This is a genomic window from Amycolatopsis deserti (assembly GCF_014653945.1).
Taxonomy (GTDB): domain Bacteria; phylum Actinomycetota; class Actinomycetes; order Mycobacteriales; family Pseudonocardiaceae; genus Amycolatopsis_E; species Amycolatopsis_E deserti.
Genome location: NZ_BNAU01000002.1, coordinates 356,837 through 368,750, shown reverse-complemented (window position 1 = coordinate 368,750; position 11,914 = coordinate 356,837). Strand labels below are relative to the sequence as shown.

Below are 11,914 nucleotides of genomic sequence, written 5' to 3'. Positions count from 1 at the left end.
CGGCCAACTGTCGGGCGGCGGTGATCACCTTGTTCGTGACGCCAGCCGTTGGCGCGGCACTGCGGGGCGGGTAGCGCTACGACGCGGTACCCGCCCCGCGGCTGTGCTTCGACGAGGTCGGCCCTGAATCAGGGATGCTTGCGCAGTCAGCAGGTCAACGCCGTTCGACCAGGTCTTTGACGCGGCGGAGGGTGTCGGGCTGGACCGCGGGGGCCTGCTGGACGAATCGCGCGGTCGCTGGAAGGCAGACGCCGTAGTAGCCGATCACGGCGACCAGGTACAGCGTCGAGGCCGACGACGCCGTGACGACCAGGACGGACAGGACCGCTACCAGCCCGATGAGCTTGGCCAATGGCCAGGTATCCGCCGTCGGCGGATCGAGCCGCCGCACCAGCCGATCGGTCCCGATCCGCATTCCGATGGCGACGACGACGGCGATCAGCGCGGGCAACCATCCGGCTCGAAGGCTGGCGACGATGCCCAGTCCCGGTGGCAGGAGGTCCCAACCACCCAGCTGAACCGGCCGCAGGCAGAACGGGTTCTTCAGCTCGACCGGATCGCAGATCTCGGCGCCGATGTAACTGATCCAGGCGCCCACGACGGCGAGTGCCAGACTGAAGGTCGCGATCGGCCCGCAGAGGAGATTGTGGCGGCGGGGTCCATTTGTTCAATTTTGCATCAAATGCAATTCCACCTATTTAAGGGTCGCGTGGCGCCGGCCGAGGTAGAGCGCGACGTGGGAGATGCGGCTTTGGTCTGTCCCGAGCAGTCGAACCCTTGGTCGCCGTTGTCGGGTCCGTTGACTGGGCGGGGGGGGGGGGGGGGGGGGGGGGGGTGNNNNGGGGGACTTGTTCCAGGGGTGCTCTATTCCTCCGCGTCTGCGCTTTCTCGTCGAGTTTTCGGTTTGTCGGTGTCGCTGTGGGTCTGCACGAGGGGGAGGTAGATCGTGTCAACGATCTCGGTGATGGTGTGGTCGGCGATGGTGGCGGCGCCGCGGATGAGGTACTCGTGGCGAAGCAGGTCGACGGCGACGGTGGCGATGGGGGGCGAGAGTGCTTCGGGGCGGGCTTGCCCGCGAGCGACCGCCCGGCCCAGTACGGTCAGCCAACGGGTGAGGCTGGCATCGAGCATTTGATCGTGTGTTCCATGCCGCGGTCAAGGCCGCCGACCCCGCCGCCCTGGTGGTGCTCGGTGGGGCGGTGCCAGGAGCGATGCTCGGCGACGGCCCGGCTGGAGCGCAGACGTGGGCGAGTTTCTTCGGTCAGGTGTTGCGCGACGGGCCCGAATATTTCGACATCTTCGACATCCACCCCTACGGTGACGCCTACGAGGTCCCGGCTCTGGTGCGGACATGCCACGCTCAGCTGGCCGCGCACGGGTGCCGGCAACCCGTCGTCGCCAGCGAACACAGCGGCCCCCTGCCGACAGACTTCCCCGACAACCATCCGTACCTGGCCGAGGTGCTCGCAGCGCACCAGAAGCAGTTCCTCGGTGAGGTGCGCATGCCCGACACGATCGAGGACATGCAGGCCGCCGAAGACCCCGCGGTGATCGCCCTCTACGAACGCATGGACGAGCTGCCACCGACCCTGCAGATGTTCATGGCCGGATGGCCGACCGAACTCGACGACAAGCGTCATCGGATCGCCTGCCGAGATCTGGTCGTCCGAACCGTACTGGCCTTGTCGGCGGGCGTGCGGCGCAACCTCTACTACGCGATGGGCCCCGAGTGGAAACTGGACCGTGCCCTCCGCATCGCCCCGATACTGATGTTCGACAAACTCAAACTGATGGACTACAGCGACGACACCGTCAGCCACCGATACCCGGCCGCCGACACGTTCGAACTGTTGACACGTCACCTCGACAAGGTCGAACGAGTTGACCGGATCACCGTGCCCAACCACCCGGACCTGTACTTGTTCGAGATCCGGCGAACCAACCGCACACCACTGCTGATCGCCTGGCAACGACACGATGGTGCGGACCGGGAAGACCTGCCCTCGATCGAACTCACCTGGGAATGGCCATACCCCAGCGCGCACGCGGTGGACGCCCTCTGCGTCAGCGTGCCCACGGAAACCCACGACGGAAAGCTTCGAATCCCCGTTTCGTCGACCCCTGTCTTCATCGACACCACCCCAGCCGAACGCCCCGCAATACCGCCGAGCACGCGTTGAAGGCAAAACTCGACCTCATCGACACGGACGATGAGGCCAGGTCCTGTCCACCTGCTTACCTCCCCTTGATCGTCCGGACCACTCCTGAAGTTTCCCGGTCGGCGGTCTCGCGCAGGGGCTCGAACGTAGTGTTCGGACGCGGAGCCGATCTTCGCCGTGTGAGGGCTGAACTGCCGGACCTGCTTCGCGCCATGGAAGCTGGTGAATCGAGCGGCGGCGCTCGGTGTGCGGATGGCCTACGTCGTCGACCACGCGCCTCCAGGAACAGTGCACCTTCTCGCCGAAGGGTGGTCAGGGTTCATCGAAACGGTCCCGCTCGCCGACTGGGTCCACGATGTTTTGGACAGGCACCCGCGCAAGCTCAGCAAGCTGCTTGCACATGACGGAGCGCGCGAACGGCACATCTTCATCTGGGCGACCATGGGCAGCAAATTTCGATCCAGGACCTGCTGATGAAGCGTGAGCAGGCAGCGATCGCAGAGCAGGCGGCTCTGGGCCGGACGGTTCCCCACGCCCCGCAACTGCTCTGAACGAACCGCGCTGACCAGCAGTGGCAATTCCGCAGGTCAGCGCGGTATCGCGTAAATAGTTCACACATAGGGCTCTGCCAAGTGTGCTCAACGCGCCTCAACGGCAGCAAACCGCAGGTCGGAAGCCGTGAACCGAGTCATGCAGGTGAGTAGACAGCGCGAGCACTTAGTACTTCGGGCGCGGACGGACGAGCGAGCCGTAGGGCTGGGCCAATTGAGTGGACTCCGTCGATGGGGTCCAACGGGTAGTTGTCAGGTCGGTACCACTTGACGCCCTGGGGTCCACTGGCGGCGCTCACACCACCCGCGGCCGATAACGGATCAAGAACGCGGGTAACGGGCAGGGCAGTGTGATCGACATTCTCCAGGACAACCTCGAGGGGACCGATGACACGCCACCACTCCAGCACCGGACACCGGATGGGGATGCTGGCCGCGGCCAGCGCGGCCGGGCTGGTGTTACTGGGCGGCTGCGGCAGCGATGCCGGCCAGGCCACCAGTGCCGCCTCCACTCCGGCCAGCGCGACCACCACGCCCAGTTTCCAGTCGATGTTCTCCAGCACTACTCCTAGCCCGCCGCGCTCAACTGGCCCGCGCGGCAACATCATCAAGAAGGTCGGTGACGTGATCTACTGGCGCGGCCCCACGGCCACGTCCGCCGATCCTGAGTTCGTCGTCACCGAGATCGCGAAGCAGAGGTCCCAGTATGGTGGCCAGCAGGTGATGGTCGTGACCTTCCGCGTCCAGACCCGCTCCGACGCCGCGCTGGCCCAGGAACTGTCGCTCGCGCTGACCCCGGTCGTCTATGTCACCGATCCCGACAGTGGCGAGGCCAAGTCACCGGGCAGCGGCCACGAATTCGGTAACCGCCCCGAGATCTTCGGCACGAACAAGATCTACGAGTTCGCTTACGAGTTCGACCTCGCCGACGTCTACGACCACGGCTGGCTCACCCTCAACAGCAACGGCGGCCCGGGCGCCGGCGTGGACATCCAGTACGACCTGCGGTAGCCCGTGCCCGGCACCGATGACAACCCGGTCGCGACCACGCCACCGGCATCACATCTGCCATCCGACTTTGCTGCCCTGGCGGCATTGATCTCCGCGGCTGGCTTTCGACCAGGTCGTCACCCAGGCCTCCCCGGGAACCGGGCGTGTATCTGGCGCGCTCCCACGGCACCATCGTCTACGCCGGCATGGCCGGTGAACGCAGCGGCAGAGGCATCCGCGGCCGGCTCGCGGTCTACGCCTCGGGCAAGGGTGCCGTGAGCGGGCTCGGCGAGGCCGCGTTCAACCGCGCCCTGGCCAACCCAGTATGGGCCTGCGCCCGACTCGCCGCGCTCGAGGCCGGACAGGTCCAGACCGGCAAACAGTGAGCCAGCGTCGCGATCGGGCACGCCTCCCTTGAACTTGCCTGGGCCGTGATAGCGGACCAGCCGACGGCGGTGCAACTCGAGGCTCGGGCGATCGCGACGCTACGGGACCGCTGCACCCTGTGTAACGTCCGGCGTGAGCCGCACCGCAACTGCTACCCTGCCAGCCGTCCCGCCGGTGCGGGAGGCAGGGCTGCTTGACAAGGATGCGAAGCGCGCCCGAGACCGCGATAAGGAGAATTATCGCGGGGGTTTCGGCTTCGTTGCTCGGCGCAGTCAACCAGCGCGGTTGGTGGCATGGGACAGAACTACTAACACGGCGCGATCTACTACTCAGCTGACGCCCCTGTCTAACCTACCACCGCGAATCATCCCCGCCCTACAGTAGCGGGCGCTACAACCATTCACCAACCGCCACATCCTCTGCCAGAGTCCGCGGCAGGAGAACGCGTAGTCCCTTTTGTCCTGTTACTAGCTACGCTGAGCGGTGGGAAAGTTTCTTCCTGCTGGCAACGCTCATCTGTTAGGCGGATGGTGGACCGTGTTGCTCTGTTCGAGTCAAGATGGCTCCATGGTGTTCCGGGCATTAGATAGTTTGTGTTAGAAAACATCCTGTTGCGTCGCTTCGGCGTTGCCTACTGATTCTCTGGGGGATCTGCCGTGAATTCGTCGTGCGTTAGATTTCGCTCGCGTGCAGTCATGCTGCTCGCGGTCGTCGTGACCGTTGTTTTGCAGCTGCTCACGATTCCGGTTTCGGCGCAGGGAGAAACGGTGGCAGGTACGGCGCCGTTGTCTGAACGCGCAAGACTTGTCGATATCTGGCTCACGGCCGGTCCGACGCTCAAACAGGCCGCGGAGCAGGCCTTGCTCGGCTCGGACGCCGATGTGGCTGCCTTCTTGGCCAGAGGCGTTGCTCAACCAGCGGCGATCGACGACAGAATCACCGTCAACCAGATGCTTACGGGTGGTGGCGTCGCGACGCAGACAGCAGCTCAGCAGGCCCTGGATTCGACGGACTCGGCGGCGATCCGCACCTTTCTGGAGAGTGGCTGGCAGAACGCGTCGGCCAACGACTTGCGGATCCGGGTCGATCAGATGCTCGCCGCTGCCGGGCCGGAGCTGGCGCAGGCGGCACAATCCGCGCTGGACGCGAACACCGTGGAGGCGCTCGAGCTGTTTCTGAACACAGGCTGGCAGACGCCGTTCCAACACGATCTGCGCATCCGGGTGAACCAGGCGCTGGCCAGTGGTGGCCCTGAGGTGCAGCGAGCCGCGCAAAGCGCGCTGGACGACGGCAGTGTCGACGCGCTCACCCTGTTCCTCGACTCAGAACTGGCGATCGCACAGGCCCGCGACCAGGAGACTGCCACGATCGCCCAGCTGGCCGGGATCGCCAAGGACGCGAGCGAGGAAGCCGCCCGCGAGACACAACAGTCCAGGGACGCAGCGGACCGCGCTGTTACCGAAGCGCAGCTGGCGCGCGACGCCGCCGAAGAGGCGGCGCGTGCGACGCAGAGCGCGCAGGGCAACGCGCAGCAAGCGGCGGACGCGGCAGCGCACGCCGCTGATGCGGCGAACCGCGCCGCTGACGCTGCCCGTGAAGCGATCACGGCGTCAAACGCCGCCAGCGCTGCCGCGCGAACCGCGGCCACGGCCGCGTCGCGCGCGGCCACGGCGGCGGCGATGGCCAGCCAGGCCGCTACCCGGGCGTACTCTGCTGCTGCGGCTGCGGCGGGAGATGCGACCAAGGCGTCGGAGGCCCGAGTGGCAGCACAGGCAGCGCGAGACGTCGCGGCGTCCGCGCAGACCTCAGCTGCGGCCGCGCAGGCCGCCGGCGATGCGGCGAACCAGGCGGGAATCGCCGCAGGAGCGGCCCGCAGTGCGAGTGATCACGCGGCCGCTGCCGCGACCGCGGCCGACGAGTCGGCCGGATATGCCGCGGCGGCAGGTGCAGACGCATCCAAAGCGCGGGCGGCAGCCGCCACGGCCCGCGCGCAGGCCGCGAGGGCAACGCGGGCGGCCGACGCGGCGACAGCGTTCGCCCGGGAAGCTGCCGACGCTGCCTACCGGTCGCGCGACGCGGCCAACCGTGCGGCACAGGACGCGCAGGCCGCCGCTGCGGCAGCCGATGCGGCAGCAGAACACGCGGGCAACGCGGCTGAAGCCGCGCAATTGGCGACCCAGCACGCCAATGCCGCCACGGCCGCGGCCAATATCGCGACCGACGCTGCCGCGCAAGCCGGCCGCGTCTATGACGCCGCGCGCCAGGCGGACGCCGATCGCATCGCGGTGGACGCCGAAGAGCTCGACGCGGCCGCCCAGGCTGCGGCAGCGGCGGTCGCTCAGCAGCAGGCCAGCGCCAACTGGGCAGCGACGCAGGAAGCGAACCGGGACGCTGAGACCAAACAGCTGCTCGCGGCGGCGCAAGCACCCGGCGCCGACCCGGCACTGGTCATCGCCAACGGCCGCCGGGTCGCGCTGCGATTGGCCACGAGGGCGGGGCCGTGGGGCAAACAAGCCGCGATCACCGCGCTGTCCGGTTCGGACATCGAAATGGCTGACTACGTGCTCCACGGACTCGACCATGCCGCTGGCCTGGACGACCGGGAAACCCTGACGAACCTGGCAAAGACCGGCAGTGACGCGATGCGCGCCGCCGCGGACGCCGCGCTCGCCGGAACCGACGCGGACGTGCGGGCGTTCCTGTCCAACCCCCAGTACCCGGAGCGTGCTACCGAAGACCGAGTCGCGGTGAACCAGATCCTCGCCACTGCTCAGCAGGAAGGCCGAACGGTCACGCAGTCGGCGGCGCAGCGCGCGCTGGATACCGGCACCGACGCGGCTTACCGCACCTTCCTGGACACGACGCAGTACACCTCGGCCAGGACCGATGACAGGATCAAGGTGAACCAGATCCTGGCCGCAGATGCCAGCGGGCCGGAAGTCAAGGCCACCGCGCAGGCAGCGCTCGACGGGCCACCGACCGCGTTGCGGCAGTTCCTGGACTCGGGCCGATACATCGCGGCCCGGCACGACCAGGAGGCCGCGACGCACGAAGCCGAGGTCGCGGGCCTCGTGATGCAGGCCGCGCAGCAGGCCGCGCTTGCGGCGCAGAACGCTGCCGAAGCACAGGTCGCCGCCGCAACCGCGCGCGGCGCGGCGCAGGACGCGGCGGGGTACGCGCAACAGGCACAGGACTCGGCCACACAGGCGGCGAACTTCGCCGCGCAGGCGCACAACTCGGCACTGGCGGCCGAACAATCGGCCCGGGACGCAGCCGCGTTCGCGGCCACCGCCCGCCAGGCGGCCGCAACCGCACGCGACTCGTCCTACCAGGCCACACGGTCCGCCGCGTGGGCGCAATCGTCCGCGAAACAGGCCTCGAACTACGCTGCCGGCGCGTACGCGGCCAAGCGCAACGCCTACAACTCCGCCATCGCGGCGGGGCAGGACGCTCAAGCCGCACTGGAAGCCGCCGAAACCGCCCTGGCCACGGCGACGCAGAAGGCCAACGACGAACGGACAGCGCTGGCGTTCCAGCTCGCGAACACGTGCAGCAAATACCCCAGCGGGTCGCTGGCCTTCAAGGACTGCGTCTATGCGTCGGGGCAGATCGCGGTCAACCCGGTCGAGTTCGCGCTCAGCCGGTCGCAAATCTGCGACATGATGTACGACCAGGGCAGCCCCGGCTACCAGAACTGCCTGCACGACGTACTCAACCCGGACTTCACCACCTACCGGATCCTCGACCTCGCACAGGCGATCACCAACCTCGCCAGCGCGACCTACATCGGCCTCGGCGCATACTTCGGAGCATTGGGATGCGCCACGTCGGCGATCTGCGGTGCCGTCGCACTGTCAACGATGCCTGAAGGCACGGCTTTCCTGACATGGACCGAACTAGCGGTCGGCGCGGTCCGGGGTGGAGCTGCCAGCGGTACGGTGGCCACTCAGGTCACCGGTGTCTTGGAGCACGCCACAACCGAATCCCGCGCCATCGCCTCCGCAATATCCAGGGAAGCCCAGCTGCAAGCGGCAGCCGAGGAAGCGGAACGCATCCGACGATTGGGGATGGATCCAGCCCGGGGATGGGAGTTCCGACAGCAAGAGATGGAAGCGGCTGTCAAGCTTGAAGAGTTGCTTGGTGTTCAACTGATCCGTTGGCCTGCAGGCAAGGGGCCCGACTGGGTGGCTTTAGGAAGCGGCACCACCTACGACCTGATCGGCCCGATAAATACCGCGTTCTTCGATGCGCAGTGGGCGGCGGGCAACATACAAAACGCTATCCAGGGGCACCTCGGCAAGGCGGACTTCATCCCCGTCTGGCTGGACGGGCTGACAGCGGAACAAGCGCTGAAGGTGCGGGAGTATATTGAGCCCTTCCAACCTCGCGTGTTCATCCTGGAGTGAAAAAATGTCCTACGACCTCATCATCGGTAGCGGGCGCGAAGACGAGACGCAGCACGACGTGATCTGGAATGCCTCCTCCGGCGTTGCGGTATGGGTTCTCAGGGAGATCAGCAGGCGGGTCACCGACGGTGAACTGAAGACGAGCCTGCGGCAATTCGCCGAAGACCGGTACAGCTACATTCCGCTCACAGTGTTCACCGAGTCGCAAGTGGCTCAGGTGCTCGCGGTCATCCTTGGTCCGCTGCTGAAGGCGGCACGTGAAGAGTGGACGCCCGAAAACGACCTGCACAATACGCCGGAGATTATCGAAGAACTCGTCCAAAAAACGGCCACAATGGTGGAAGCAATCAACGGTCAGCGACGCTCGGAAGGTCGGCCAGAACTGCAGCCGTACCTCGGCGGAGACTCGCCTTTGCGCCAGTGAACGGTCTGTTGAGAAGTTGTGTGATCCGACAATCGAAAATGGTCGGTCTCGACTGGTTGCGGCCACGCTAAACCGTTGGTTTGGTGGGTGTTAAATGTCAAGAAATTGATTCAGAATTATCTTCAGCAGTTCGGATTGGCGCGAGCTGAAGTTCGAAGTCAACGGAGGGGATCGAGTGAAATTACGCAAACGAGGCGTGCTCCCGGCTCTTGCTGCTGCATTGTGCGTCGCGGTATCCGTCGGGTTTTGGACTGCGTCCGCGAACCCGGCGCCCGCTGTTCAGGCTGACGCGCCGTCACCCTTGGTCGAAGACTTTTCGTATCCCGGGGCAGACGCCATCGAAGCCCAGTACGGCGTGACTTTGATCTCCGGCGACGGGCACATCGTCTTCGCGGACTGCGGAACGCCCGTGGAGAACGGTGTCGGCGTGTTGCAGGTCCGCACGAGCGAGACGATCGGCGCCGACGGAGCTGGGCTGATTTGTTTTAAGATCCTGGGCGTACCGGGGCACCTCGACCTGATGGTGCCCGCGGTGTACGAGATTCGCGGTGACGGCCGGACTTCCGGAGCCGGCCACAAGGTCAAGGCAGAGCTCACCACGGACGACGGGGATCACACCACGGTCAACGTCAACCCCAGCGGCAGTACCCCGGTCGGTATTGGGGCGAGCCCGAACAACGAACCCACCACCTTGCTCAGCCTCGACGCCACCACCTGACCGACAGCACGTTTGGAGTTCTCATGCGCACGTTTTCTCGAAGACGGCTCCGCCTTGGCGCGGCGCTGGCGCCGTTGATGGCCGGAGTACTACTGGCCGCGCCAGCAGCGAACGCCGCTGGCGGCTCGACCACCGCCTACCCGTTTCTCGTCAAGGTCACCAGCTCGTCCGGAGCCTGCAGCGGTGTGCTGACCGCACCGCAATGGGTACTCACCTCCAGCGCTTGTTTCCCCGACACAACCGGGGCCGGTGCTCCCGCGCACGCCACCACCGCGATCATCGGCCGCACCAACCTGTCCGGCACCAGCGGACACGTCGTTGACATAGCCTCCGTGCTCCCACAGGCGGGGCGCCCGCTCGTGCTCGCTCGCCTGGCCCAGCCCGTCACGGACATCGATCCGATACCGATCGCTACCACCGCTCCGCAAGCAGGGGAAACGCTACAGCTGGCGGGGTACGGCCGGACGGCGACGGAGTGGGTCCCCAACCAGCCCCACACAGCCACCGTCGCCGTTGAGGCCGCCGGCACGACGACGTTCACGGCAACCAGTTCCGTCGGTCCCACAACATGTAAAGGTGATTCGGGTGGCCCCGCCTACCGCGACGCCGGCGGTCAGCGGGAGCTGGTCGGCCTGAACCACACCTCGTGGCAAGGTGGCTGCCTTGGCGAAACCGAGACGCGGACCGGCGCCACCGAAACCCGCGTCGACGACCTGCACGACACACTCGTCGCGCAGATGACCTCGGCAATCGTTGCCCGATACCTCGGGCTCGGCGGGGCAAGCTCGGCCCTCGGCGCCGCAGTCGGCGACGAATACACGGTGGCTGGCGGCATGGGGCAGAACTACGAACACGGCGCGATCTACTACTCGACCGCGACAGGCGCGCACTACGTGCAGGGACCGATCCTCACGGACTACCTCGAACTCGGCGGACCCGCCGCGCTCGGTTTCCCCACCACCGACGAGAACATCACACCCGACGGCGTTGGCCGCTACAACCACTTCAACCTGACGTCCGGCGCCTCCATCTACTGGACCCCCACCACGGGAGCGCACGAAATTCAAGGCGCCATCCGCGACAAATGGGCCGCACTCGGCTGGGAAACCGGACTGGGCTACCCCACCACCGACGAAACCGCCACCCCGGACGGCGTCGGGCGCTACAACGACTTCAGCCTCCCCGACGGGGCCTCCATCTACTGGTCACCCAACACACCGGCCAGCGAAATCCAAGGCCAGATCCGCACCAAGTGGCTCCAACTCGGCGGTGCGCCGACCATCGGCTATCCCACCATCGACGAGACCGCCACCCCCGACGGCATCGGCCGCTACAACCACTTCAACCACCCCGACGGAGCCTCCATCTACTGGTCACCCAGCTCCGGCGCACACGAAATCCAGGGCGGCATCCGCACCAAATGGGCGGAACTCGGCTGGGAAACCGGCCCCGGTTACCCCACCACCGACGAAACCACCCCGCCCGACGGCGTCGGCCGCTACAACCACTTCACCAACCACACATCCATCTACTGGAGTCCCGCCACGGGCCCGCACGCGGTTGCCGGGACCATCCGCGACACCTGGGCATCCCTCGGCTGGGAACGAAGCCGTCTCGGCTACCCCAGCAGCGACGAATACAGCATCCCTGGCGGTCGTCGCAGCGACTTCCAGCACGGCTACATCACCTGGGCCAGCGTCAACAACACCACCCAAGTGATCTACACCTAACGACATGAAACAGGGCTGGTGTTCCGAGACCCCGGGGCACCAGCCCCATGCCGTGCGGGGACCACGCGACAATCCAGCGGGCCCCGCTCGCTCAAGGGTGCCCTGGGGCAAAGCTGGGGCAGGGCGCCGTCAGCGACGGGAGCCAACCGCAGAGAACAGCGCGAACTGCCCCAGACTGCCCCAGTTGACCAGGGGATTCTCGAAAGCCGCAGGTCAGAGAGGGTAGCGCACCACATTGGCAGTGTGAGGGTCGAGCTTCCCCGCGGTCGAAAAAAAGAGGGGGCGGCCGAGCAGGAGCGAAACTGGAGCGCCGTGTCTTCGAGTGCTGGCCTGGATCATCCTCAACGTGTCCCAATGACACCATCCTGGGCAGGGGGTTCTCTATTTGTGCAGGTCAGCGGCTTGAGTGTACCACGCTGGGGGTCAAGGGGTCGCGGGTCGCATGTTCTGTCCAGCTCGTCTGTCCACGCGAGCCGACCGGCTGTAACTGCAGGCTCGGGTGGCCGGATCTTCTGGTGTTGCGGCCGAGGTGTTGGGGGCGGAGGCGGT

General features: G+C 66.4%; 10 protein-coding genes. 8 read left to right on the top strand and 2 right to left on the bottom strand.

The window, feature by feature from the left end; genetic code table 11:
- Positions 1–154 precede the first annotated feature (154 nt).
- Together IE290_RS10220 and IE290_RS10215 are read right to left on the bottom strand one after the other, a co-directional pair.
- Entirely contained in the window at positions 155–598 is a 444-nt protein-coding gene (locus tag IE290_RS10220) for a hypothetical protein (RefSeq protein WP_191244302.1), read from the bottom strand.
- A 266-nt stretch (positions 599–864) separates the two neighbouring features.
- Entirely contained in the window at positions 865–1,131 is a 267-nt protein-coding gene (locus IE290_RS10215) for a TetR/AcrR family transcriptional regulator C-terminal ligand-binding domain-containing protein (RefSeq protein ID WP_191244301.1), read from the bottom strand.
- Positions 1,132–1,139: 8 nt separating this feature from the next.
- Here IE290_RS10215 and IE290_RS10210 point away from each other — a divergent pair, with 8 nt between their 5' ends.
- From IE290_RS10210 to IE290_RS10175, 8 genes are all read left to right on the top strand, one after another.
- Entirely contained in the window at positions 1,140–2,180 is a 1,041-nt protein-coding gene (locus IE290_RS10210; RefSeq protein WP_191244300.1) for a hypothetical protein, read from the top strand.
- Between the two features lie 231 nt (positions 2,181–2,411).
- Positions 2,412–2,633, top strand: coding sequence for a hypothetical protein (locus tag IE290_RS10205; protein ID WP_191244299.1), 222 nt, complete (start codon positions 2,412–2,414; stop codon positions 2,631–2,633).
- 497 nt (positions 2,634–3,130) lie between these two features.
- Entirely contained in the window at positions 3,131–3,721 is a 591-nt protein-coding gene (locus IE290_RS10200) for a hypothetical protein (protein WP_191244298.1), read from the top strand.
- A 143-nt stretch (positions 3,722–3,864) separates the two neighbouring features.
- On the top strand, positions 3,865–4,086 hold the full coding sequence (locus IE290_RS10195) for a hypothetical protein (RefSeq protein ID WP_191244297.1): 222 nt from the start codon (positions 3,865–3,867) through the stop codon (positions 4,084–4,086).
- 696 nt (positions 4,087–4,782) lie between these two features.
- Positions 4,783–8,493: a hypothetical protein gene (locus IE290_RS10190; protein WP_191244296.1), complete on the top strand. Its 3,711-nt coding sequence runs from the start codon at positions 4,783–4,785 to the stop codon at positions 8,491–8,493.
- A gap of 4 nt (positions 8,494–8,497) precedes the next feature.
- A complete protein-coding gene (locus tag IE290_RS10185; RefSeq protein ID WP_191244295.1) occupies positions 8,498–8,917 on the top strand; it encodes a hypothetical protein in 420 nt (139 codons plus the stop codon).
- A gap of 175 nt (positions 8,918–9,092) precedes the next feature.
- Positions 9,093–9,635 (top strand): hypothetical protein, encoded by a 543-nt coding sequence (locus IE290_RS10180; protein WP_191244294.1) that lies wholly within the window; start codon positions 9,093–9,095, stop codon positions 9,633–9,635.
- A 23-nt stretch (positions 9,636–9,658) separates the two neighbouring features.
- Positions 9,659–11,365 carry a trypsin-like serine protease gene (locus IE290_RS10175; protein WP_191244293.1) on the top strand — a complete coding sequence of 569 codons (1,707 nt, stop codon included), beginning with the start codon at positions 9,659–9,661 and terminating at the stop codon, positions 11,363–11,365.
- Positions 11,366–11,914 lie beyond the last annotated feature (549 nt).

Coding starts and splice junctions, on each gene's coding strand:
- IE290_RS10215 (WP_191244301.1), bottom strand. CDS start 1,131: ATGCTCGATGCCAGCCTCACCCGTTGGCTGACCGTACTGGGCCGGGCG.
- IE290_RS10205 (WP_191244299.1), top strand. CDS start 2,412: ATGGCCTACGTCGTCGACCACGCGCCTCCAGGAACAGTGCACCTTCTC.
- IE290_RS10200 (WP_191244298.1), top strand. CDS start 3,131: ATGGGGATGCTGGCCGCGGCCAGCGCGGCCGGGCTGGTGTTACTGGGC.
- IE290_RS10190 (WP_191244296.1), top strand. CDS start 4,783: ATGCTGCTCGCGGTCGTCGTGACCGTTGTTTTGCAGCTGCTCACGATT.
- IE290_RS10185 (WP_191244295.1), top strand. CDS start 8,498: ATGTCCTACGACCTCATCATCGGTAGCGGGCGCGAAGACGAGACGCAG.
- IE290_RS10175 (WP_191244293.1), top strand. CDS start 9,659: ATGCGCACGTTTTCTCGAAGACGGCTCCGCCTTGGCGCGGCGCTGGCG.